Source organism: Candidatus Protochlamydia naegleriophila, from assembly GCF_001499655.1.
In the GTDB taxonomy this organism is placed as follows: domain Bacteria; phylum Chlamydiota; class Chlamydiia; order Chlamydiales; family Parachlamydiaceae; genus Protochlamydia; species Protochlamydia naegleriophila.
Genome location: NZ_LN879502.1, coordinates 774,657 through 800,484, shown reverse-complemented (window position 1 = coordinate 800,484; position 25,828 = coordinate 774,657). Strand labels below are relative to the sequence as shown.

The window sequence follows — 25,828 nt, the reverse complement described above, 5'->3', positions numbered from 1 at the left end:
GTCATGTTTGGTAAATTAACTCTAGAAGCTTTTAAGCACGAGCCCAGTCAGAATGTTGCTGTAATCATGATGTTGATAGCAGGACTCACACTCATAGGGCTCATCTCTTATCTAAAACGCTGGAAGTGGCTCTGGAACGAATGGTTGACGACCGTCGATCCTAAAAAGATTGGCATCATGTACATTGCCGTTGTACTCATCATGTTTTTTAAAGGCTTTACCGATGCCATCATGATCAGACTGCAGCAAGCTCTAGCCGTAGGAGACTCTCAAGGATTCATTTCTGCAAGCCACTTTCAAGAAGTCTTTTCTGCTCATGGAACAACCATGATTTTCTTCGTCGCCATGGGGGCCGTCTTCGGACTCTTAAACCTCATCATCCCTTTGCAAATAGGAGCAAGAGACGTCGCCTATCCTTTTTTGAACGCCCTCAGCTTCTGGCTATTTACAGCAGGCGCACTCTTAACTCTTATCTCCCTAGCAATAGGCAAATTTTCAACCGCCGGCTGGCTAGCTTACCCTCCCCTTTCGGGAATCGAGTACAGTCCGGATGAAGGAGTCGATTACTGGATTTGGATGCTGCAAATTTCAGGTGTTGGAAGCACGCTCTCCGGAGTCAATTTTTTTGTCACGATTTTAAAAATGCGCTGCCCAGGCATGACCTTCATGAAAATGCCAATCTTCGTTTGGAGCAGTCTTTGTGCAATGGTGCTGGTTATTTTTGCCTTTCCCATTCTAACTGCCACGTTGTACATGCTTTCATTAGACCGCTATCTCGGCATGCATTTTTTCACGGCCGGAGGCGGCGGCAATCCCATGATGTACATCAATCTTATTTGGGCATGGGGCCATCCTGAAGTCTATATCCTCATTCTCCCCATTTTTGGCGTTTTTTCAGAAATTGTTCCAACATTCTCTGAAAAACGGTTGTTCGGATATGTTTCCATGGTTTGGGCTCTCATTCTGATTGCCTTTTACTCCTTTATCGTTTGGGTCCACCACTTTTTCACCATGGGGGCAAGCCCGCACGTCAATGCTTTTTTCGGAATCATGACCATGGTCATTGCCATTCCAACAGGAGTCAAAATCTTCAATTGGCTGTTTACAAAGTTCAGAGGAAGGGTCCACTTCACCTCCCCCATGCTTTGGTTTTTTGCCTTCGTCCTCAACTTTACCGTTGCTGGAATGACCGGCGTTTTACTTGCCTCCCCGCCTGTCGATTTTCAGGTTCACAATAGCTTGTTCTTAATTGCTCATTTCCACGGGATGGTCATTGGCGGGGTCCTCTTCGGCTTCTTTGCCGGCTTTACATACTGGTTCCCCAAATTCACTGGATTCTTATTGGATGAAAAGTTGAATAAATGGGCCTTCTGGTGTTGGCTCAGTGGCTTTTTACTCGCTTTCATGCCACTTTACATGCTTGGCTTCATGGGAGCTACGAGGCGTTTAGATCATTATGAGGTATCAACTGGCTGGCATCCTCTTTTCGTCATTGTGGCAATTGGCGTTTTCATTATTTTATGCGGCGCAAGCATTCAGTTCGTTGGGCTTTTTTGGAGCATCAAAAAACGAAAAGAAAACTGGGACCATACAGGCGGAGATCCATGGAATGGCCGAACACTCGAATGGTCGATTCCATCCCCTCCTCCCATCTATAATTTTGCCGTCATTCCAACTGTCGATCAACTAGACCCCTTATGGGCCATTAAACGCGGCCATGCCCCTAAGCCTGAAATGAGCTACGAAGACATTTATTTACCTAAAAACACCCCCATGGGGTTCTACATAGGCGTTTTGAGTTTTATCTTTGGTTTTGCCATGACATGGCATATCTGGTGGCTTGCAGCTTTAGGATTCCTTGGGATCGTTATCTGCTTAATTATTCGCCTCTCTAAAGAAGATGAACATGAGCTGATCACTGCAGAAGAAGTCAAAGCAACCGAAACCACGCATGTAAGGAGATATGGAGCAATATGAATTCTTCGATGATCCACCACCAAGACACGCTCGAGCCTCACGCCGATACACGTCTTCCAGATCCTCATCAAGATACATTCTCCAAAACGACTCTGGGCTTTTGGATGTACCTAATGACCGACTGCCTCTTATTTGCGACCCTTTTTTGCACCTATGCCGTTCTCCACAAAAGCACCTTCGGAGGCCCTTCATCAAAAGAACTCTTCGACCTCCCGAGCGCTTTTACCGAGACAATGATCCTTCTATTGAGCAGCGTCACCTGCGGCTTTGCCATGTTAGCGTCGCTGCGCAATGAAAAAAAACAGGTGCTAATCTGGCTTGCCGTTTCATTTTTACTCGGAGCCTCATTCATCGCCTTAGAACTGAACGAGTTTAAGCATATGGTCAGCGAAGGGCATGATTGGACAAGAAGCGCCTTTCTTTCAGCGTTTTTCACTCTTGTTGGCACACATGGACTGCACGTTGTCATAGGATTGCTATGGATGCTTGTCATGATGGCACAGGTATTCTCGATGGGAATAACAGCCACCACCTTTCGCAGGCTCGCAATTTTTAGCTTATTTTGGCACTTCTTGGATCTCATCTGGATTTCCATTTTCACCTTTGTCTATTTAATGGGAGTGATTTAAATGAGTGATCTCAGCTTAAAAGAAACTCAAAAAGAATGGCATGGAACGCTGAAATCATACCTCATAGGTTTTGCAGCTTCTCTTTTTTTGACCTCGCTCTCCTTTGGGCTCGTGGTAGCCAAGCTTCTTTCAGGATCAACTCTAGTCTATGCTCTCATTAGCCTGGCAGTTGTGCAAACAATCGTCCAGCTCATCTTTTTCCTGCATATAGGACAAGAAGCAAAGCCCCGTTGGGAGACCCTTACTTTTTGCTTTACAGTATTAATTCTTCTCATCATCGTCATCGGATCGTTATGGATCATGAATGATTTAGATGATCGCATGATGGGAAACATGACCCACGAAATGATACATGATTAATTACTATCTATTGACTAAACCGGGAATTATCCTCGGAAACCTCTTCACTGTCGCAGCGGGCTTTTTGCTGGCATCAAAAGGGCAGCTCCATGCCGGGCTATTTTTAGCGACTCTCGCAGGACTGGCCTTTATTATCGCTTCCGCCTGCGTATTTAATAATTACATAGACCGCACGGTAGATCAAAAAATGGAGCGAACTAAAAATCGCCCCTTAGCTGCCGGGCTGGTCTCTGGCAAGCGTGCCATTATCTTCGCCATTATCCTCGCTATCATAGGCAATGTCATCCTGCTGGCTTTTACAAACACACTTGCTTTAGCTGTCGCGGACGCTGGATTTTTTATTTACGTCGTTCTCTATAGCCTATGGAAGTGCCGCACAATCTATGGAACAGCCATAGGCAGCATTGCTGGTGCAGTTCCTCCAGTCGTGGGCTACTGCTCTGTGAGCAATCAATTAGACTTAGGAGCGCTGCTTTTATTTATGATGATGGTGCTTTGGCAAATGCCCCATTTTTTTGCAATTGCCATTTACCGCTTCGATGATTACGCTTCAGCAGGCATCCCGGTCTTACCTGTAAAAAAGGGAATCATAAGAACAAAGATCAGTATGCTGGCTTATATTTGCGCCTTCCTTTTAGCGGCTGCCTGTTTGACGCTATTTGGCTATACGGGATATATTTATCTGACCTTAGCCAGTGTAATTGGGTTTGCATGGCTTGGACTTGGAATCTTTGGATTCAAAAGCAGCAACGACCCGTTTTGGGGGCGTCAAATGTTCCGTCTCTCTCTCGTCATGATCGCTGTAATTTGCCTCGCAATTCCTTTCGATACTATTTGAGAAATCAAAAAAAACACTACGCCGGATATTTTATGAAAAGATCTAGTCGCTCGCTTATCTATATGAGCCTCTTGGTATGCCTATGGTTGCCAAGCATCGTTTTTGGAGAATGGCTAGGTCCAGTAGATCTCTTTACAGGCGAAATTGTCGAAAATCCAGTTGTTGGAATAGATGCAGCAGGCAACGGCGTCATCCTGGCATCGGTCTCGGATGGATCCGATTTTTATGCTAAAACGGCTCAGTTGATCCAAGGAGCCCCCGCGAATATAACAGCTTTTCCGAGTTTTGGCACAAATCAACTCCAAAATGCCATTTCAGTCAATGCAAATGGCTCAGCTACTGCTGTCTGGATAGAATTAAGCAATGCAACTTCCAACTCATTCTTGCGGAGTTCAATCTTAAACCACAATGCATGGAGCACTCCCACTTTTCTTTCAAATCCCATTCTTAACGATGTTCAAAGCTTCTATCCTCCAAACGTCTATCTGGACAGCTCTAACTCAGCCCTGGCTCTTTGGGCCACCCAAGACACAAACTATGCCATCCAAGAAAACCGCTATAACTCCTTTTGGCAAGGAGCTTCGACGCTTTTTAATTCGTCAGAACTGACAACTCGCCCGGCGCTAGCCGGCTCGCCTTCGGGGCAAGCGATTGCCATTTGGTATAACGACTCTCCCTCGACTATCAGAACAGCCTATTTCAACGGCACTGCATGGAATGTCACAGAGACCATTTACACAGATGTTACGCCAAACGGACTCCCCATCACTGCAGCTTCCTTGAATGCCTCTAATCAAGGGATTATCATATGGATTAACGACAGCAATAACGGCCTAAGTTCTGCCTCATTTATTAATGGGGCATTTGGTATCCAGCAACTTGTTTATGCCCCTTTAGCCACAGAAAGCATCGAAGCTGCAAGAGTCATCATAGACAGCGCAGGCAATGCCATTGCCTTATGGATAGTCGAAGATCTTTTAACAGCAACCTTCACCATTCGAGCAAGCCGCCATTCAAACGGTCTTTGGGGAACGCCTACTATTTTAGAGTCCATTATGATGGAATCAACTTGCCTTGGCTGCCCAAATATTGGCGTAGATGGACTTGGTAATGCCTATGCTGTATGGGAGTTAAATGACGCAGAAGGAAAAGGAGCGGTATTTTACAATTACTACGACTCGGCAACTAACAATTGGCTGCCAGCCTCCCTTCGTCTCTCACCAAGCGGTTTTTCGGCACTATCTCCAAGACTTTCTATGAATGCTTTGGGAGGAGCTATACTCACCTGGACGCTTGAAAATTTCACTAATCAAATAGCTCAAGCCGTCTACATTCCCAACCGCCTTCCACCGCCACCTCCTCCTCCTCCCCCACCTCCTGGATCTCCTTTGCCAGCACGCCATTTTCATGGCAAGCAAATCAAAAACCACTTTCTTAGCCAAACAGAGTTCGTCAATATCCTTAAGTGGTCTTCCAGCAAAGATGCTTCCATTATTGCATACAATCTTTCACGCAATGGTGCTCTAATCGCCTCCATTCCCGCAAACTGCTCTTTAACTTATCGCGATCGCGATCGCAAAAAAAATAAGAGAGATTTCTATCAATTAACGGCTGTAAATGCGGAAGGAGAGCAAAGTGTTCCTCTCAATCTCACCTTGCCTTAAGTCATCATGGTAACCTGATTAAGCCAGTAAGATTTAGTTATCGCAAACACGTTTTGACTGAAAGAAACCCACCATGACTCACTATCCGAGCCTCTCGCAATCTGCGTGGCTCATGGATTCTAAATAAAAACTAAGAAGATTAAAGAGTGGATTAGATGGGGGTCCAATTCTCTCTACATGGAATAAAAGTTAAAACTGTTTATCCATACAGAGAGAAAAAAGAATGGCTCAAATGCTCTTTGCAGCAGCCCTAAACTTAGGTAATGCTCGATCAATCGCTCGTACACGCTTCACTTTATTCTTTGCCCTTTCCCGCAGCGAGACTCATGGATGAAGGAATCAAAAAAAAGAGCTCGTACGAGCAATTAAGCATTCCTTTTAGGAATACTTTTTTTGCCATGAAGAACTCTTAAAAATACTGTCTGATCGCCAGTCCAAATTTATGATTAGTCACATGACTTTCGACATCGAAATAGCGGTATTCAACGCTAAAATCAGTATTCTGGCAAATCGGATAAGTCAAACCAACAATAGCTTGCCAAGCAAATCCATTTTTCTTGTGATGAACGCTGCCCAAAAATGAATACTCAGACGTCCATTTCCCCCTTGCGCAAGCATAACCACCTCCGCCGCCGAGATAGACTTTGAAATCGCAAAAAAGAGGACATTCAAACAAGATATTTGCCATCCCTTGCCACGTATTGAGATGTCCCTTGCCGTGATGTCCACCTTTTACATGATCTAACTCTTGCCTTTGATAGACAAGTTCTGCCTCTAGCCTAAATGGATTCGTACACGTATATCCAAACGCTCCTCCAACATAGAAGCCTGGCTTGAATTTCGCACCCGATAAAGATGAGTTGACGAAAGACGTTCCCCCAACAATTCCTGCATAGAACTGCTGCTGATCCCTACAGCAATTATTGGCGTGCCCCTTGCTCCCAACCAACGTACAGACCAAAAGAAGAAAAAAAGCGGTGATATTTTTCATTGTATACCTAATCTTAAAATTCATAAGAAATTCAAAACAAGCTCTTTAGACTTATATCTTAAAATTTGAAATCAAAAAGCTTGCAGGCACAAACCATTAAATATAAATTTAATCAGCTATCCAAGATGGCTGGTTAAGAAAAGCACTTTAACGCCTAACCGAGTTTTGTGGTAACAGATTTTTCAAAATGTAATGACCAATCTGCCCAAAAGCTTCCATTTTCTTCAATCAAAGCACGTTTCAAAAGATGCCCCATTCAACCTATCTTTTTACTCCTTAAGATACTTTCGGATGGTTTCGAACGAAGTCTGCCGATTGATTGACATGAAAATTTAAAAAATATAATTGGCAAAGGAGCGTTTCTTTGCTATACACAACAGTCATAGTGCGTCTCGACAACGTGAAAGTGTATGCCCCTCAATATTGCCGATGTTGCAACCCCACAATAATCATGATACTGCTAGCTCTTAAAATGCTGATAGGGAATCGAACCTCATGTATAGGGGTTATTTTTGGCGTTTTTCTAGCGACCTTGCTCATTTCTCAGCAGTCGGCCATTTTTTTAGGGCTCGTGACACGATCGTATCGGATGTTAACAGACATTCCTGCCCCCACCATTTGGGTCGTGGATCCTGCAACAGAAAGTGATGATCGCTTTAGAGCAATGCCCGAAAGTCATCTTGATCTTGTGCGAAGCACACCAGGGGTTGAATGGGCCGTTCCAATTGGCAGTTCTGATATTTCTTTAATCACGCCAGGCGGGGTCTTCGAAGTTTGCAAACTCTATGGCATTGATGATGCAACTTTGATTGGAGCTCCAGCTGAAATGATTGAAGGGCAAGTCAAAGACTTGCGACGCCAAGGAGGCGTCATCGTCGATGTTTATTCTGCCAACAGCCTCTTGGCCACCAAGAATGCCGATGGCACTAAAACACCTTTGAAACTTGGCGATGAAATCGAAATTAATAACAGGCGAGCCGTTGTTGTCGGCATTTGTCAAATTACGCAAGGATTTTATCCCCTACCCATTCTTTTTTCCACCTATTCAGAATTTAAACTCTTCAATCCTTTTCTCAGTAATCCCGTGGCTTTTATTGCAACTAAAACTGTGCCCGATACCAATGCTGAACAGGTTGCAAAAAAAATTAATACCTATACTGGGCTCAATGCCCTGACAACTGAACAGTTTAAACAAAAAATTGTCAACTCATTCTTAAGAACCGGAATCTTAATCAACTTCGGCCTTTCTGTCGCACTCGGAATTATTATCGGCTTTTCAATCGCCGGCCAAATCTTTTATAGCATGACGCTTGAAAACTTAATGTACTATGCTTTAATTAAAGCGGTAGGCGGAACAAAGGGTATGATATTCAACATGATCATTACCCAAGCTTTGCTCGCAGGGGTGATTGGTTTTTCATTAGGAATAGGAGCTACTCTTCTATGGGGCAAAGCCATCAAAGGGACGACTCTCGCCTTTCTTTTTCCCTGGCAGCTCCTCCTCTTTACAGGTGCAATTGTCCTGCTCATTTGCTTATTTACGGCGACGCTGAGTATTCGCAAAGTTTCGCGAGCAGACCCTAAAGTTTTAATGGGTAATTAAATGAATGACATTGCAGTGAAGTGCGTAGGGATCAAAAAGAGTTATGGTGAAAAAGACAATCGCGTCGAAGCTTTAAAAGGAGTCGATTTAGAAATTCATCAAGGGCAGCTCACCCTTTTGGTCGGGCCGTCAGGTTCTGGTAAAACAACCCTGCTGTCAATTATTTCAACCATTTTATCGTCCGATGAAGGCGAACTGTATCTATTTGATCACGAAATTCACAAAATGACTGAGCTCGAAAAAGCCCGCTTTCGCCGCGATAGCCTTGGAATCGTCTTTCAATCCCTGTTTTTAATTCCAACGCTGACTGTGTTGGAAAACGTTTCTCTACCTTTGCTTGTTGCTGGTTACTCTCAACACCAAGCAAACTTGAAAGCTTTGAACTTCTTAGAACAACTTAAAATGGCTCATCGTTCACAAGTTTCGCCAGCCTTTTTATCGAAAGGTCAGCAGCAGCGAGTGGCCATTGCCAGAGCCATGGTTAATGATTCGAAAATTATTGTCTGCGATGAGCCAACTAGCGCTTTGGATCAGGCTGCAGGATTTGAAGCCATGACTCTTTTACATGATTTGGCCTCTAAACACTCTAAAGCCGTTTTAGTTGTCACACACGACCACCGCATTTTCCCATTTGCCAATCGCATTGTAGAAATGAGCGATGGTCAAATCATAAAAGGTGATAAACATGAATAGAACCTACTTTTTTATCATTGCCTGCATCGCCATCGCATCGGCTCTATTAATTTCTTATTCTATTTGGCAAGAATCTCAAGTCCTCCCTCCGCCCGACCCCGTGGTTTCACATCCTACAGCGCCTTTTAAGTCGTATATTTCGGCAGTTGGAATAGTCGAAGCAAGCAGTGAAAATATCTTCATCGGAACCCCCCTAAACCGCATCGTCGCTAAGATCTTTGTCTCAGTAGGCGCCAAGGTTCAAAAAGGGGAACCTCTGATCGAATTTGAAAATCGAGATCTCGAAGCCGCTCTTCAATCCCAGCAAATGGCTTATGAAATTGCCCTGGCCCAGTTAAACAAATTAGAAGCACTGCCGCGCAAAGAGGATATTTCATCAGCTGAGGCTGAGCTTAAAAATGCAGAGGTTGCTTTGAGCCAATCCCAAAGTCAGTATGAAATGACGCAAGGGCTAAAAGATAAGCGCGCCTTAAGCCAAGAAGAAATCAACCGTCGCTACTTCAATTATCAACAAGCCGAAGCCAAGTTACTTCAAGCAAAAGCCATGCTAGATAAAGTGAAGGCCGGTACATGGAAACCGGATCTCAAAATTGCACACTTAGAAGCCTTACAAGCCAAAGCCAATGTCGATCGTGTCAAGGCCGATATTGACCAGACAGTCATTCGCTCTCCAATTGATGGTAAAATTTTGCAAATTAAAATTCACGAGGGAGAAATTCCTTCAGCAAACGGCGCTAGAACGCCAATGATGGTTCTTGGCAATACGGACGAAAAACACCTGGAAGTCAGCATCAACCAGTTCAATGCCCCCTACTTTCGCCAAAATGCACCGGCTGTTGCCTTTCTCCAAGGAAATCCACATATCAAGTTCGATCTTGAATTCATTAAACTTGAGCCCTATTTGGCCAATAAGCAAAACCTTACTAATAACCTCACAGAAAAAGTCGACACCCGTGTTCTTCTGGTCACCTATCGCTTCAAAGAAGACGACAAAAAAATCTTTGTTGGGCAGGTCATGGATGTCTACATAGAAGCCGATTATGCACCATGAGAGGCTAAGCATGTATCCCTCTACAATTTGGAAAACTTTTTTTCTAAGTGCTCTGCTCACAGGATGCTCTGTTAGGCCTCCATATGTTGCACCGCAAATGGATATTCCATGTGAATGGCATAGCCAACCAATAGAAGGAATGAGCCCCGACTCCATCGAATGCTTTTTATGGTGGGAATCTCTCAATGATCCCCTTTTAAATAGCCTGATGAAACGGGCTGCCTTTCAGAACCTGGATTTATATATTGCAGGGGCACGGATTTTAGAAGCACGAGCTGAAAGAAAGGCCCACGACACCCAGCTTTATCCCCATGTTGACGCCACCATAAATTATGGTCATCTGGAATGCCATAGAGAAGCTCTTTTAAATAAAATTGCAAGTTGCCATCATCGCAAACATGGCAAACTTAATCTCAATTTTTTTGAAGTTGGATTCGATGCCGACTGGGAGATTGACCTTTTTGGCGCACGCTCTTATGAAATCAATGCCTTAGAAGCACAGGCTGAAGCTGCCGAAGAGGCCTTTAAAGAGGCATGGGTGACCTTATCAGCAGAAATTGCAAGAAATTATATTGAATTGCGGAGCCTGCAAAATCAGACCACACTCGTCGATCATCGCATTGCATCGCAAACAGATACTCTGCAATTAACTCAAGAGCTTCTCGATAATGGAATGGCAAGCTTGATTGATATTGCACAAGCCCAACAACAACTTAGCAGCCTTTCTGCGCAAAAACCACTGCTAGAATTAGGTATCAGCAAAAGCATCAACCGCTTGTCCATTCTGCTTGGACAAGTCCCAGGTGATTTATACGCAGAGCTATGCGAACCAGGCAAAATCCCCTCTCTTCCTTGCTATAAGCCGATTGGGATTCCATCCGAACTGCTTAGGCGAAGGCCCGATATCCGCAGAGCTGAAAGAGATTTAGCAGCTGCTACAGAAAGAATTGGCAGTGCAATCGCAGCTCTTTTCCCAAGACTGTCTTTAAGAGGCTTTGTAGGCGATATTACAACCCATTTAGGCTCCTTGCTCAATCCAGCAAAGAGTGGCACTTGGTTTGCAGGGCCTCAACTGCTCATGCCTATTTTTAATAGCCGCTTGCTGAAGCAAGATGTCGACTACCAAAAAATTAAGACTAAGCAAGCCCTATTCGAATACCAAAAAACAGTATTAGAAGCATTAGAAGAGGCCGAGAATGCAATCGCTTCATTCCACTACGAGCTGCAATACAACAAGCAATTAGCGCTTGCTGAAGAATCGGCAGCAAATGCTTATCAAGCAACTTTAGATCTGTATGAAAAAGGATTTAAAAGCTATCTAGAGGTTCAGTTTACTAATAGAGATTGGTTAAATGCACAAAATGCTTTTGCACAAAGCCAAACAAATCTACTCCTTCACTATATTGTTCTTTATAAGGCCCTTGGTGGGGGATGGGATTCAAGCAATTGCACCGAATCGAGCTCCTTTGAATCCAAGTGAAAGCTCTTAAAAAGTGGATTAAAAATTAGATTATTCTTTCAAAATTAAATTGTATAATTCACTGCGACATGCTATGCGTTACCCATTATTAGACGTCTAAAAAGAGGCATAAATGGTATTCCTTGAGCAGAAATCTAACTTTCGACACACCTTTGGTCCATTGCTTCTTCTATTGCTTTGTCCGCCAACCGTTTTTGCATTTTGGTACACAAACGTCTATTTAAACGGATCATTGTTAAAATTTGGCGAGCTACTTTGGCAACAAGGCCTTTTACAGACTTTAGAAGAAATCTGGTTCCCCTATTTCTTTGGCACAACTACAGCCTGGACCATTTTAGCCATTTTTGCTGTTTTTGAACTCGTGCTCATGCGCGCTCTTCCAGGAAAAACATATGAGGGCCCCACTACCCCAGCTGGCCATGTCCCTCTTTACAAAGCCAATGGCGTGCCAGCTTATCTCGTTACGTTAGTCACTTTTTACTTAGCCTCCTTTCACTTTCAATTATTCTCGCCCACAATTATTTATGATCACTTTGCCGGACTTCTAGGGGCTTTGAATATTTTTAGCTTATGGTTTTGCCTTTTTCTCCTGCTCAAAGGCCATTTTGCACCATCGAGCCGCGATGTAGGCGGATCCGGCAATGTGATCTTCGATTACTACTGGGGCATGGAACTATATCCCCGTCTTTGGGGATGGGATATCAAACAGTTTACCAATTGCCGCTTCGGTATGATGGGATGGCCCCTCATCCTCCTTTCATTTGCGGCCAAGCAACAGCAATTATATGACTTGAGCGACTCCATGATTGTCGCCGTGGCCCTGCAATTGATTTACATCACTAAATTTTTTATTTGGGAACCTGGCTATTTGCGATCATTGGACATTATGCATGATCGAGCAGGCTATTATATTTGCTGGGGCTGCCTAGTATGGGTGCCCGGTATCTATACCTCACCAACGCTTTATTTAGTCAATCATCCCAATCACTTGGGCTATCCGTTCGCCACTTTACTATTCGTTTTAGGAACCGCGGGAATCATGATCAACTATTTAGCCGACAGACAACGGCAGCAGGTCCGCGCCAAGCAAGGATCTTGCCTCGTATGGGGTAAACCACCGGCTCTTACTATCGCTCACTATATGACAGAAACTGGCGAATCCAAACACAATCTGCTCCTATCCTCTGGATGGTGGGGACTGTCTCGCCATTTCCACTACCTACCAGAATTGCTAGCGGCCTTCTGCTGGAGCGCTCCGGCCCTTTTCGAACATTTCTTACCCTATTTTTACTTTACCTTTCTAACCATCCTATTAATCGATCGAGCCTTTCGAGATGATCGACGTTGCTTACATAAATATGGCGAAGATTGGCAGCTCTATTGTCAAAAAGTTCCTTACAAGATCATTCCCTATGTCATTTAATCCATGCATTTTCTTGCAAAATTCTTAGATTGTAAGGAGCTCATAGAGTTAAAGCCAGAAACTGATGACAAGCTTTCTTTCGAATGATAGGCCAACTTTCCTGATTTCCATGCTATAAAAAATGAACTAACAAATACTCTTATTGCCTTTTTTATTTAAATCATTTTATCATTCTCGAAATGATTGCCTGTTTTCAAAATGTGATTAATTCTATTTGATAACAAGTTTCGGAAAAGCTCTTAACACTAAAAATGAATGGCTATGTCTACACTCTCTTCCAATCCACCGATGCTAGATGAAAGTAAACTATCCCCCATGATGGTACAATGGTATGCCTGTAAAAAAATGGCGCCTGATGCTGTTTTATTTTTCCGCATGGGAGATTTTTATGAGGCGTTTTATGAAGATGCTCATCTCTTAGCAAAAGAGTTAGATTTAACTCTAACGAAGCGGCAAGATATTCCAATGAGCGGGGTACCTTTTCATACGAGTGAAGGCTACATCGACAAACTCGTTGCTAAAGGTTTTCGCGTTGCCGTTGCAGAACAGATGGAAGATCCCAAACAAACTAAAGGTCTAGTCAAACGGGAAATTGTTCGTGTTGTGACACCCGGAACCGTGATTAATTCGACTTTACTATCCGATAAAACAAACAACTTCTTTGCCGCTCTTACCAAGGCTGGGCAAGTCTACGGACTCGCTTTTTTAGACTTAACTACCGGAGAGTGCTGGGTCAGCGAGTTCACACAAGAACGCGATCTTTTAAATGAGCTTTACCGACTTCACCCAGCCGAATTCTTAACATCCGAAAAATTTAAAGAAAAGCAAGCGTCCTTATTTGAAGATATGCGCCAAACCTATTCATTCTTGGTTAATACTCAAGAAGAATGGCATTTTGAGCACCAATCAGCCTACGATTTTTTAGTCCAACACTTTAGAGTTCACAGCTTAGATGGATTTGGGCTCAATGGCATGGTCGCTGCTATTAATGCAGCCGGTGCCCTCCTGCGATATCTACAGGATGCTCTTTGCCTATCCATTCAACACATCCAAGACATTCGATCCTATTCCACCTCCCATTTTATGGTGTTGGACCGCATGACCCAACGCAACCTCGAATTAACGCATTCTCTTCAAGACGGAAGCCGTCGCAATACACTGCTCGGAGTCATCGATCAGACCGTCACACCCATGGGTGCGCGTCTCATGCATCACTGGGTTAAACAACCCCTTCTGCACTTAACAGAGATTCAGCAAAGGCAATTGGGAATTCAGTCGTTTTTGGATCAGTGCCATGTCTTGGAATACTTTCAAGAGAAGCTCATTCACGTTAAAGATCTTGAGCGCCTGATGATGAAGGTCAGCGCAGGTTATGCAACGCCAAGAGATCTAGTTGCCCTACACCTTTCTTTCCAGCCAATTAATGCTATTAAATCTCTTTTAGCGCCATTGTCAGCAGAATGGGTGCAAAGGCAAGTGGAAAAACTCAATCCGCTCCCAGAGATGAATCACCGCATTGCTCAAGCACTTGTTGACGAACCTCCTCTTAGGCTTGGCGAGGGGAAAACCTTTAGAGATGGATATCATCAAGAGCTCGATGATCTCCGTGAAATCAGCCGCGACAGTAAGGCTTGGATGGCTCGCTATCAAACTCAAATCAGAGAAGATACGGGCATCAAAACATTGAAAGTCGGTTTCAACAAAATGTTTGGCTACTTCATAGAAGTAAGCCGCGGACAGGCAGACAAAATGCCGGATACATTTATCCGTCGTCAAACGCTTGTAAACGCTGAACGCTATATCACACCAGAATTGAAAGACTATGAAAGTAAAGTCTTAACGGCTGAAGAGCGCATCGAAGCCATCGAAAGCGAGCTTTTTCACCAATTGAGATCAGACATTGTTCAATACACCAAAACAGTTCTAGAAGTCGCCCAGGCATTAGCCAGACTGGACTGCTTAAGCGCTTTGGCAGAAACAGCCAGAAAATACCACTATAACTGCCCGACAGTGGACAATAGCTTAACATTGCGAATAGAAGAGGGACGCCATCCCGTTATCGAAACGGCATGTAGGCGGGAAAAATTTATTCCTAATGACACCTATCTAGACGATCAGCAAGACAGACTTTTACTCATCACCGGCCCCAATATGGCCGGAAAATCGACTTATTTACGCCAAGTTGCTCTGATAGTCATTTTAGCTCAAATTGGCTCTTTCGTTCCTGCCAAACAAGCCCATATTGGAATCGTCGACAAGGTCTTCACCCGCATCGGAGCAAGCGATGACCTCTCACGCGGCCAATCCACCTTCATGGTCGAGATGACAGAAACAGCCAATATTTTAAATAACGTCACATCGCGCTCACTCGTCATCTTAGATGAAATTGGCCGCGGAACAAGCACCTACGATGGCATCTCAATCGCTTGGTCGGTAGCTGAATATTTACTGACCACTGAACAGCGCATGGCAAAAACACTTTTTGCTACCCACTATTGGGAATTGACAAAGCTAGAAGAAAAAGTTCCGGGCGCTGTCAATTATAATGTCGCTGTACATGAGGCTGAAGACCACATCACCTTCTTGAGAAAAATTGTTAAAGGGGGAACTGATAAAAGCTATGGCATTCATGTCGGACGGCTCGCAGGCCTTCCTGCATCCGTTTTACAACGGGCCAAGGAAATTTTAGAGCACCTGGAAGAAAACTCTAACCGCAAAAGTGCGTTTGAGCCTGCTAAAATCAAACGTCCCTCTCCACAGAAGCTGAAAGTCCCTCAAACCGATTTTCAACTTTCCCTATTTGAAAATTGAGCCCTTTTCTCAATACTGAAATTTCTTAAAATAACCTCATGAGTAAATGTGGAGCCAAAAAAAATGCTCCCATTTACCCAAAAAGCAATGAAGAAAGCCTTCGCATCGAAAATCTGCCATTCAATCACAAATGCTCCACCCCAAAATTTTATTTTTTTATATTTTACAAAGACTTTGTTAAACACATTTCATTTAATATTAAAGACTTATGCCATTAAAAATGGCATTCTGTTTGACCTCTTTAAAAATAAAAACTTTTTTTATTGACAACGATATCTTTGAAAAGGAATAGATAGAGAAGTGTAAATTAAACACACAATTGTCTCAGTGTTATGGTTTAATGTAGCCAAGTAAGTCTACAACCTGGCATTGCAGCAGTTAAAAAAATTTTAAGGAGGCTTTTATGGACAAAAAACAACCACAGCCACAAAAACAAAATCCAGCTCAAAAACAACAACCTCAGCAGAAACCAAATCAATCTTCTACAAAGAACCCAACTCAAAAGAAAGGCCAATTCTAATTGGTGATTTTATGAGTTGAAATAGTTTGAGCTATTTCGATTTTAACCGCGCGATTTGCTAGAATCGCGCGGTACGCCTCTTTGCACCAGCCTTTCTTTTGAGCCTCTCTTATTCTCATGATTTCTTTGTTACATCTGTTGCGAGAAGCGTGCCAATCGAGCGGGATTGTATTCAGCCACATTTTTTCTATTTAAATTTTCTTCCTCATATGCTATATTGATCGCATTATGAAAGAAGGTAAGGACTGTGTTAAAACAAACCCAAGGACCAAACCAACATTTCAAGGCCTATTATCAAGACAATTCTGTACTCATTCAACTTGTGATTGCAGAGTTCGTTCACACGCACCGATTAATCAGCAACATTAAGAATTTTATTGATAATAACCTGCTAACTGCCCAGCAGTTGGATGGATCTATTTCTCCTCTTTTTCACTCTTTAAATCAGCTGTTAGGAAGCCAATCTAATCATGAACACGCTGCTATTTCAAGATGGATTAAAGGCCCTTTAACAAGGATGAAAGAGTATTGCGAGCAGTTTTCGCATAATGGCGAGTCGGATAAATTCCATTTAAATCTCCACTCAGCTGTTTACCAAACATGGCTAGCAGCCATTCATAATATGGATTTGATCAATACTTTCCGTTTGTGCCGCACTATGACGAAAAACCTTTCATTCTCATCTCATGTTCAGCGCAGCTTAAAGCGTCTGCTTTCACGCCTAAACATCGTCACCAAGCAAATTCCGCGCGTGGCCAATCTCTATTGGAATAACGAAAACGTCGCCTATTTTCTCATGAAAAGAAAAAGAGAATTGATGGACATTTATGGAGAAGAAGAAGTGAATAAATGCTTTAAATCCTTTGCCAAGCAAGCCATCTTGACTCCCCATCTTATTCGACGTTATCAAGAAAGAGGGTTTACAAACCATGAGCTAGAAAAAGCTGCCGGAGTTTGCTAATGAACATGAACGCCTTAACCAAGCAATATGCAGAGCTCGTGTCCTTGACACAGCTTTTTCTTATCAAAGAACATCGGATCAAAGATTTCCGCTTATCTTTCCCTAAGGAGAAAGCTTTTTTTAGTTCACGTAAACTAGCTCCTGTCGGGAAAAAACAGGCCCAGCCTCCAGTAGTAACTGAAAGACTACCACTGCCCCATTCCTCTTTCAAATCGAGCACTCCGCAAACACCCGATCCTCAACCAGGATCATTGCCCCATCCGCCATCTCCGGACCCTCAACCAGAGCGATTACCACCTCAAACTGTGCCTTCTCCAGACCCTCTTCCTCCAACGGAGCTGCCCGAGCAGCCACTTCCGCCAACAAAACCGCAAGTCATTAATGAATTGGGAAAGACTAAGCAAGCTCAGTTGCTAAACTTAGAGCCATTGACTGTCCCATTGGCAGCGGAAGATTATGGATTTAAGGCTATTATACAAAAAATGTTTCCTAATTACCGGCTCAATGAGGCAATTCCCGACGATCGCTTGGCAAAAAAGCTCATGAATGCCTGGTCTTTGGAACAGTCGATACCCCCAGTTATTATTCTATCCTTCGATGAGAGAGAAAAGCATCTCGCGCTGTTAAAAAACATTGCTCGGGCCATCACTTTGCGTTTCGCTCCCGCCCGTGTCATGTCAGGGCTGAAATTGGAAAAAGAAAAGCAGTGGGATTCATTATTCAACACAGCCGGTTTACGCTTGATCATTGCAAGCGATTACGGCCTTTATCTGCAGCCGGCTCTGATGACGCATTACCGAGAAGTCTCTAAGCAGGCCAAGCACTTTTTAAACCAAACACCCCTCCTCCTCCTATCCGACTTAGACCTTTACTTGAAAGAGCCGCAGCTTAAGTCGCTGCTCTGGCGCGCCATTTGCAACGAATTTAGCACTGCGCCTTCATCATTTGCTCGCTAACATGGAATCATTCGCCGCTTTTGCGTCTGTCATTTTAGATGTTTCGGTAGATAAAACACTCGACTATGGAATCACGCCTTCTCAGCTAGAATTTGCCAAAAGAGGCGTGCGCGTCGAAGTTCCTGTCCGCGGCCATCTACGAGCCGGCTATATCGTCGATATTAAAGAAACCCCTTCTTTTAAAAGTGTTAAACCCATTGCCCGCTTATTATCTGAAGCACCTCTTATTTCAGACGAATTATTTGACTTGTCATTATGGGTCGCGCGATACTACTGCGCTCCCCTTCGGGATATTTTCCGCATGATTCTTCCACCGGGAGTCAGAAAAGGGATGGGAGAAAAAGAGCAGCTCTTTGTCATGCGAGGTAAAACGCGCGACGAGCTTATTCAAATCTGCATGCACATACGCGAAAAAAAGCCCGCCCAAGCAGCGATTTTAGAAGCCATGCTCAAGGTAAAAAAAGGTATTTTGCTCTCAAAACTTTTAGAAGAAACAAAAAGTTCACGCAGCTCCGTACAAGCCCTTGCCAAACAAGGTCTTCTTATCGTCGATGTCGTAAAAATTGATCGATCGCCATTGATCAATGAAGAATATTTTATGACTAAACCTAAAGCTCTCAATGGCGATCAAACAGCAGCTCTTAGCAAGATCGAGGCAACCCTCCTTTCTCACGCCTTTCAAGCACATTTAATTCACGGAATCACGGGCAGCGGAAAAACTGAAGTCTATCTACAAGCCATTGACGTCGCTTTAAAGCTCAATAAGAGCACAATCATGCTCGTTCCGGAAATTTCTCTAACGACTCAAACCATCGAACGGTTTCGAAGCCGCTTCCCTGAAAAAATCGCCATCCTTCACCATCGGCTAAGCGAGGGCGAGCGGCGCGATGAATGGCATAAAATCCGAGATGGACAAGCCAAAATAGTGGTGGGCGCTCGGTCTGCCATCTTTAGTCCAGTGGTCAACTTAGGTCTCATTATTGTTGATGAAGAACACGAGCAATCCTACAAGCAAAACGACATTTCTCCTTGCTATCAAGCAAGAGATGTAGCAGTCATGCGAGGCAAGCTGGCACAAGCCGCAGTTGTACTGGGAAGTGCTACACCTAGCTTAGAAAGCTACTACAATGCTCAAAAGGGAAAATATGAACTCAGCGTTCTTCACAAGCGGGCCGATGTAGCGACGCTTCCAGACGTCACTATTGTTGACATGAAGAAAGAATATGATCGGGCAAAGGGACTGACCAATTTTTCTGAACTCCTATTGAATGGCATCGAAAAAAGGCAAAAACAGGGCGAACAAGTCATCCTGTTTCTCAATAGGCGCGGCTATCACACAACCTTGCTTTGTCAGGATTGTTCAAAAGTCGTCAAGTGCGCTCATTGCGAAGTGCCTTTGACCTTTCATTTGGGCGACAATCAACTTGCCTGCCACTTATGCGGCTATCAGATATCCCCGCCACCAAAAGAGTGTCCTTCTTGCCGTGGCAGCAAACCACTAAAATTCCGGGGAGCTGGTACAGAGCAGGTGGAAAGAGCCTTGCATGCCATTTTCCCAGATATACGAACCCTGCGCGTCGACGCAGATACGACAAGGCACAAAGGAAGCCATCAAAAGCTGTTGCGTGATTTTGGAACGGGTAAAGCCGATGTTTTAATTGGCACGCAAATGATTGCAAAGGGGTTGCATTTTCCAGAAGTGACCCTAGTTGGCGTTTTAAACAGCGACTCCGGGCTTAACATTCCCGATTTCCGTGCTTCCGAAACAATTTTTCAACTCATTACACAAGTAGCCGGACGATCAGGAAGGGGGGTAACAAGAGGCGAAGTCATCATTCAAACCTCAATGCCCGACAACCCTACTATCCAACACGCTGCTAAACAAGATTATGTAGGGTTTTATCAAGAAGAGATCGCTGTCAGAGAATTCTTTAGCTATCCGCCTTTTGCGCATTTGGCCAAACTAACTTTCAGCGGCCCACAAGCCGAACAGACATTGCAAGCGGCGCAAGCTTTGCGTGAAAATATGATTAAATACCTACCTGCACACTTTGAATTTCATCCTGTAATCCCTTGCGGTTACGCTAAAATCAAAGATCTCTATCGCTATCAATTTTTGATCCGCGGCCCCAATATGAATCCGCTCAATCAAGCTCTCGAAAAAATTCAGAGCTTGCTGATATTGCCAAGAGCCATCAAAGTATTTGTCGACATCAATCCTTCGTCAACTTTCTTTTGAATAGCTGCTTTAGGAATGAAAAATCCATTCTGCTCAATTAGTGCAATCAGGCAGAATGGATAGAACCTGTGATTAAACCCAGAACGAGGCTCAAACGATTTCGGCTAAAACGGGCAATGGTTCATTTTTTTCATCTTCGATTTTTACAATTTCTACCATTTCTATATCCTGGCTCTCACAAATAAAATCTGTTGCATCAGACTCTGAGAGATGTTCTTCAAAATCAAGGATCTCAAATTCAGCTGTAGCATCCACAGTTGTTCCATTCAAAGAAAGAGTGCCCATCCTTTCTTCTTGAGCCAACTTGAGCTGTTCTAGAATAAACTCTACCTCATTACCCGGAATAGAAGTTCCATCTTTCGTGATAAAGAGCCCATCTTGACAGCAGATCATAAATCCACCTGTCAACTCATCGCTCTTGGCATGCTCTGCAATCTGATTGACTAACAGTTCCAATTTTTGACGACGTGCCACCAAATTATTGCGCGATGGAATGAGTGCTAGATTCTGCAAAAGTTTTTGCTTTTCCTCTTTTTCCAAAAACGTTCCGTCTATATAGACGGCCTGGCCATCACACTGTCTTTCAATCAAATAGCTCTTCAAAAATTCACCAATTTGCTTGGCATCCATCTGATTCAGGCGATCAATCAAAATAGAGCGATTGTTAGGCTGCCCCATCAAAGCGGCTAACTCTTCATTTTGCTGAATAGACTTTTGACATTCGATTTTGTCTAACTCGCGAAAAATCACCTTCATCTCTTTATTTGAAATAACATCACCGCGCTTCTTATCCATGCAATCTTGGCTCATGTAATAACAGCCATCAGCAGCTCTCACAATAAAATTCTTCCACTCGTCTTTGCCATCAAAAACTGCAGGCATTCTTTTAGCGGGAAGAGTCGACTGACTAGTTCCAAGCATACACTGATCAATATCGTTCGGAGTTAAATAATCAAGTGGCAAAATGGAGTGACTGCTCAGGAGCTTCACTAGATTTTGAATCTCCTCAGAACGTTTGCGAGGATTTACCCTCTTCAGAATCTCCACCCCGGCTTTAATGATCTCTTTATCTTGCATGGTTCTCAAGGATCCATCTGGAAAGATTACCATGCCGTCGCTTCGCTTGACTCGATACGTTTTAACAAGCTTCTTAATTAAAGCCTTCGCTTCTGACTCAATCGTTTCTTCAGACTTTTTATCTATCTCTTGGCATAATTGAATGAGTTTGCCGACTAAATCGTACTCTGCTGTGCCAACAAAAATATCTTGCATATCCTCTTTAGTCAATAAACGACCAAAAGCATCTCTTAGGCGATTTGTTTCCGGATCCACTGTAAATAAGGCGTCGAGTGACAAGTTGGCTAATTTTTTAACTTGCTGCGGATCGCCCATCACCTTTTGATACGCCAGCCCAACTAAATTCACCACGAGCGGCAAAGCGATCTGGCCTGTCACTCCGGCAAAACAGGTCATGTAGGGCAATGCCTTAGGCGTAAAAGTTATCTTTAAAGTCTCAGCCAATGTCACCTGAGTTGCACCTGTCACCAGTTGCTTCATTCCCTCTAAGCTCCATCTCGATACCTGCTTGACTTCCTGTTGAAAACATTTCCTCACGACAAAATCAATCGTATTGTTGCTCCAACTTTGCCCATGCGTTTGAACAAGATGCTCGCCCAGTCCCTTACCCGCCGTTTCCCAACTAGGCAAATAAGCACCGACTAAATTCCAAAGATAGCTAGGCTCCTCTTTTGGCTGTACATCGAAATCCTGCGCAATTTTCTCGGCATAACGCCTTAGAATCGCTTGATTGCATGACGTATATGTTTCTGAAACATTCATAATTAACCTCTCGACAACATTATTAAATGAATTTAAACGTTAATTATAAAATAAACAAATAAGGTAACAATAAATTAAATATAAAGATTCAATAAACAAAGATATTTAACGTCAATAGTATTATTAAACAATTGAATATATCATGGATTAGATAGATCTAAAAGTCATCGTTAGAATAAGAAGATAATTTAATAATGAATTCGTCTAAGTCGATTGAAATTAAATAGAGAATAATTTAAACTTTTTTGTCACAAAGGAGTAGAGAGCGAGAAATTTAATTTCTCATGTGTTTTGGAAATAGTCTCAGCATGCATGGCAGATCTGCTCATATTGATTTAATCTGATTGTTAAGGAAGCTTTATGTTACCCATTTTGAAAAATCAAGATTCTCAAGACCGTTCCAATCAAACGGTTCCCAAACGGGATTCGGACGAATCTTCTTCCCCTTATTTTAATCATAACGGCAATAAAATTAATTTTATCAGCTTAGGCTGTCCCCGCAATTTGGTGGATAGCGAGGTCATGCTCGGTATTTTGCTTAAGGCTGGTTATGAAGTGGCTCCTTCTTTAGAAGAAGCGGATTATTTGGTTATCAATACGTGCGGATTTTTAGAAGCGTCGCGCCAAGAATCGATGGATACGGTCCAAGACGTACTAGCCCAGCGCAAGAAAACAGCCAAGCTGATTGTGACAGGCTGCATGGTTCAAACACACAGCGACGTGCTTAAAACCACCTTTCCCGGAATCGATTATTTATTGGGATCTGGAGATGTTGAAGGAATCTTACAAGCCGTCCAGTCAACGCAAAAAGGGGAAATCGTTTCTTCTGCAAGAAGCTATTTAGAAGCCGGTGAAGTTCCTCGTCGCCTTTCGACTCCTAAGCACTTTGCTTACTTGAAAATTGCCGAAGGGTGTCGCAAGCGTTGTGCTTACTGTGTCATTCCAACAATCAAGGGACCTTTGAAGAGTAAGAGCAAAGAGCAAATCCTGAAGGAATTTAATCTGCTGCTGAACCAAGGGGTCAAGGAAGTCATTCTCATTGCGCAAGACTTGGGCGACTACGGTAAAGATCAAGGCGCAAAGAAGCTGACAGCGCTTTTAGACCTTCTCCAATCCATGCTGGAAATAAAGCAAGATTTCTGGTTACGTCTCCTCTATTTATATCCAGATGAAATTACGGATGAATTGATCGCTGTTATGAAGAGTGATAAGCGAATCTGTTCCTATCTCGACATGCCGATTCAACACGTCAACAATCAGCTCTTAAAATCGATGAGGCGCATGACTTCTAAAGAAGATATCGTTGAAATCATTACTAAATTGCGCCGCGAGGTTCCGGACGTTGTCATCCGCACGAGCCTGATTGTCGGCTTTCCTGGTGAAACAGAAGAGCAATTTGAAGAACTTGTTCAATTCGTTCAAGATCACCCTCTTGATAACGTCGGTATCTTTAAATTTTCAAGAGAGCCTGGATCGCATGCTTACGACCTGCCGAATCAAATTTCAGACGAGGTAAAAGAGGCCCGTTACCACCGTCTGATGCAAGTTCAAAAGAAAGTCGTGAAAAAGTATCTCAAAAAGATGATTGGTAAAAAAATTCCAGTCGTCGTCGAAGGCTACCATCCAGAGACGAATCTTTTAATGATTGGAAGGCACATGGGCCAATGTCCAGACATTGATGGCCAGGTCCTCATTAACGATGGACGCAAGGTGAAAGGCTTCGGGCAAGTCTATACAGTTGAAATAACAGATGTAGCAGACTATGATTTAGTCGGGCACGTTCTGTAAAATTTCTTTCTCCTCACAGACTAAGCTCAACGCCTGTACAGACAGGCTTTGAGCGAAATCAGCAAATGCTGTATAAGCGATTTGAAAAGTGAGGAGGAGCCCATGAAGTTTAGCCAAGCAATCAAACTCTTTAGAAACTCAAATCGTCAGACAAAGTTTTTTATTTTTATGTTCGCGCTTTATACAGCGGCTTTGGTTTGGACAACAGTACAGGCCTATGCAAGATTAGAATACAGCCGCAGCGACGAACAAAAACCCATCAAGGTTCGAATACAAAACCCTGATCTTACCCCTTAAGTATAGTTGACATCTATGACAAAAAAGCCTGATTATCATCAACATGAAGAATTTCAAAACCGTTTACGCAAACTGGCAGAAATCCGCCAAGCCAACGTAGACCCATACCCAGCTAAGTACACCCCGACTCACACAACCCATCAGTTGCACCAAGAATTTGACCAAGCCCCTGTTGGCCACAGCGAAGATGCTGCAGCGGGTTCGACAATACCTGTTTGCTTGGCTGGACGTTTAGTGCTATTCCGCTCCATGGGTAAAAACGCCTTTGCTCATCTGCAAGATGAATCAGGCCGCATTCAAATCATGTTCAACCGCGACCAAACAGTTGTTGACGGTTACACACCCGATTCAGAAGATGCCGATCTATCCCCTTACAAATTTATCGAAAAGAAAATTGACCTTGGCGACATCATCGGAATCGAAGGATATCTTTTCCATACAAATAAAGGTGAATTGACTGTTTTTGTAAAAAAAGTCACCATGCTTTGCAAGACCCTTTTACCGCTTGCTGACAAGCATGGTGGATTGGCTGATAAAGAATTGCGCTACCGCAAGCGCTGGCTTGATTTGATTTCTCATTTAGACGTAGCCAAACTCTTTCGCACGCGCAGCCATATCCTAAAAGAGATCCGCTCTTACTTTGACAATCAACAATTCTTAGAAGTCGAAACCCCCATTCTGCAAAGCATTTACGGTGGAGCAGAGGCTCGTCCTTTCATCACAAAGCTGAATGCACTCGACCAAGAAATGTTCTTGCGCATTTCACTTGAGATTCCCCTAAAAAAGCTCATCGTGGGTGGCATGAACCGCGTTTACGAAATGGGACGCGTATTCCGCAATGAAGGGATTGATCGCAATCACAATCCAGAGTTCACTTTACTAGAAGCCTATGCGTCTTACTGGGACTATCATGATATGATGGGATTTGTCGAAAAGCTTTTTGAAAAATTAGCCATCGACCTTTATGGCACAACCCAAGTTCCTTATACCCCCCATGAAGGTGCTGAAACAATCCATGTCGACATGAAGGCACCCTGGATTCGCCTTACAATGAAAGACAGTATTAAGCACTATGGCAAGCTCGATGTCGACACCCTATCGGATGAAGAGATGCGCCGTATGTTAGAAGAGAGCGGGCATTGCGATCTCAAAAAGCTCAAAGGTTTGAGCCGTGGATTACTCATAGCTGCCCTGTTTGAAGTGCTAGTCGAGCCACACCTCATTCAACCGCACCACATCTACGATCATCCTATCGAAACGACACCGCTTTGCAAACCTCATCGTGACCCAAAGGTGCGTCAAGAGGGAATCGTCGAAAGATTTGAAAGCTTTATCCTCACTCAAGAGGTGTGCAATTCTTATAGCGAGCTTAACGATCCAGAAATTCAACGCGACCTACTCGAAAAGCAATCCGATCGCCGCGATGCAGGCGATGAAGAGGCCAGCCCATTGGATGAAGAATTCATTGAAGCCATCTGTCAAGGGATGCCGCCAACAGGAGGTATTGGCATTGGAATCGACCGCTTAGTCATGATCTTGACTAACTCCCACTCCATCCGCGATGTCCTCTACTTCCCTTGGATGAAAAACGTCTAACGTTTTTAGCTCCATCTAAAGGGTAAGGCTCATACACGAGCTTTACCCTTTTTGAACACTCAATCATCAAATCGAATGCTCAACTTTTATTGACTTATAGCAGGCGACCCGC

The 25,828-nt window shown here is 43.5% G+C and carries 19 protein-coding genes; 17 read left to right on the top strand and 2 right to left on the bottom strand.

From position 1 onward, the window contains the following. The first annotated feature begins 3 nt into the window (after positions 1-3). Genes cyoB through PNK_RS13735 form a run of 5 tightly spaced genes read left to right on the top strand, consistent with a single transcriptional unit; the run spans position 4 to position 5,468 of the window. Positions 4-1,977 carry a cytochrome o ubiquinol oxidase subunit I gene (gene cyoB / locus PNK_RS03315; protein WP_059060290.1) on the top strand — a complete coding sequence of 658 codons (1,974 nt, stop codon included), beginning with the start codon at positions 4-6 and terminating at the stop codon, positions 1,975-1,977. Further along, on the top strand, positions 1,974-2,606 hold the full coding sequence (cyoC, locus tag PNK_RS03310) for a cytochrome o ubiquinol oxidase subunit III (protein ID WP_032125218.1): 633 nt from the start codon (positions 1,974-1,976) through the stop codon (positions 2,604-2,606). The genes cyoB and cyoC overlap by 4 nt, the downstream gene beginning before the upstream one ends. Continuing rightward, on the top strand, positions 2,607-2,966 hold the full coding sequence (gene cyoD, locus PNK_RS03305) for a cytochrome o ubiquinol oxidase subunit IV (RefSeq protein ID WP_032125217.1): 360 nt from the start codon (positions 2,607-2,609) through the stop codon (positions 2,964-2,966). Further along, entirely contained in the window at positions 2,959-3,804 is an 846-nt protein-coding gene (cyoE, locus tag PNK_RS03300; RefSeq protein ID WP_059060288.1) for a heme o synthase, read from the top strand. Before cyoD ends, cyoE begins: the two co-directional genes overlap by 8 nt. 32 nt (positions 3,805-3,836) lie before the next feature. After that, positions 3,837-5,468 carry a hypothetical protein gene (locus PNK_RS13735; RefSeq protein ID WP_231909282.1) on the top strand — a complete coding sequence of 544 codons (1,632 nt, stop codon included), beginning with the start codon at positions 3,837-3,839 and terminating at the stop codon, positions 5,466-5,468. A gap of 409 nt (positions 5,469-5,877) precedes the next feature. Here the strand turns inward: PNK_RS13735 and PNK_RS03290 are convergent, their stop codons facing one another. Then, positions 5,878-6,459, bottom strand: a complete 582-nt coding sequence (locus PNK_RS03290; RefSeq protein ID WP_059060284.1) for an outer membrane protein — start codon at positions 6,457-6,459, stop codon at positions 5,878-5,880. 364 nt (positions 6,460-6,823) lie between these two features. Between PNK_RS03290 and PNK_RS03285 the strand changes: the two genes are divergently transcribed. From PNK_RS03285 to priA, 9 genes are all read left to right on the top strand, one after another. Beyond that, complete coding sequence (locus PNK_RS03285) at positions 6,824-8,062, top strand: ABC transporter permease (protein WP_231909281.1); 1,239 nt, start codon at positions 6,824-6,826, stop codon at positions 8,060-8,062. Next, the gene (locus tag PNK_RS03280; RefSeq protein WP_032125212.1) at positions 8,063-8,755 is read left to right on the top strand and encodes an ABC transporter ATP-binding protein; all 693 of its coding nucleotides are present in this window, start codon (positions 8,063-8,065) and stop codon (positions 8,753-8,755) included. It abuts the gene before it with no gap. Beyond that, positions 8,748-9,806, top strand: coding sequence for an HlyD family secretion protein (locus PNK_RS03275; protein ID WP_059060282.1), 1,059 nt, complete (start codon positions 8,748-8,750; stop codon positions 9,804-9,806). The genes PNK_RS03280 and PNK_RS03275 overlap by 8 nt, the downstream gene beginning before the upstream one ends. Before the next feature lie 10 nt (positions 9,807-9,816). Continuing rightward, the gene (locus PNK_RS03270; RefSeq protein WP_059060280.1) at positions 9,817-11,286 is read left to right on the top strand and encodes an efflux transporter outer membrane subunit; all 1,470 of its coding nucleotides are present in this window, start codon (positions 9,817-9,819) and stop codon (positions 11,284-11,286) included. A 112-nt stretch (positions 11,287-11,398) separates the two neighbouring features. Beyond that, complete coding sequence (locus PNK_RS03265) at positions 11,399-12,709, top strand: phosphatidylethanolamine N-methyltransferase family domain-containing protein (protein ID WP_059060278.1); 1,311 nt, start codon at positions 11,399-11,401, stop codon at positions 12,707-12,709. Between the two features lie 261 nt (positions 12,710-12,970). Next, positions 12,971-15,520: a DNA mismatch repair protein MutS gene (gene mutS / locus PNK_RS03260; RefSeq protein WP_059060276.1), complete on the top strand. Its 2,550-nt coding sequence runs from the start codon at positions 12,971-12,973 to the stop codon at positions 15,518-15,520. A gap of 767 nt (positions 15,521-16,287) precedes the next feature. Further along, a complete protein-coding gene (locus tag PNK_RS03245; RefSeq protein ID WP_059060273.1) occupies positions 16,288-17,001 on the top strand; it encodes a hypothetical protein in 714 nt (237 codons plus the stop codon). Then, entirely contained in the window at positions 17,001-17,957 is a 957-nt protein-coding gene (locus tag PNK_RS12990) for a hypothetical protein (RefSeq protein ID WP_079992789.1), read from the top strand. Before PNK_RS03245 ends, PNK_RS12990 begins: the two co-directional genes overlap by 1 nt. 1 nt (position 17,958) lies before the next feature. After that, the gene (gene priA / locus PNK_RS03235; protein WP_059060271.1) at positions 17,959-20,196 is read left to right on the top strand and encodes a primosomal protein N'; all 2,238 of its coding nucleotides are present in this window, start codon (positions 17,959-17,961) and stop codon (positions 20,194-20,196) included. Positions 20,197-20,286: 90 nt separating this feature from the next. Here priA and PNK_RS03230 read toward each other — a convergent pair whose 3' ends face one another. After that, positions 20,287-22,035, bottom strand: coding sequence for a hypothetical protein (locus PNK_RS03230; RefSeq protein ID WP_059060270.1), 1,749 nt, complete (start codon positions 22,033-22,035; stop codon positions 20,287-20,289). A gap of 360 nt (positions 22,036-22,395) precedes the next feature. Between PNK_RS03230 and rimO the strand changes: the two genes are divergently transcribed. The 3 genes from rimO to lysS all read left to right on the top strand — a co-directional run bounded on the left by rimO (position 22,396) and on the right by lysS (position 25,716). After that, a complete protein-coding gene (gene rimO / locus PNK_RS03225; protein WP_079992788.1) occupies positions 22,396-23,823 on the top strand; it encodes a 30S ribosomal protein S12 methylthiotransferase RimO in 1,428 nt (475 codons plus the stop codon). 102 nt (positions 23,824-23,925) lie between these two features. Continuing rightward, entirely contained in the window at positions 23,926-24,120 is a 195-nt protein-coding gene (locus tag PNK_RS03220) for a hypothetical protein (RefSeq protein ID WP_032125201.1), read from the top strand. A 15-nt stretch (positions 24,121-24,135) separates the two neighbouring features. Next, on the top strand, positions 24,136-25,716 hold the full coding sequence (gene lysS, locus PNK_RS03215; RefSeq protein WP_032125200.1) for a lysine--tRNA ligase: 1,581 nt from the start codon (positions 24,136-24,138) through the stop codon (positions 25,714-25,716). Positions 25,717-25,828 lie beyond the last annotated feature (112 nt).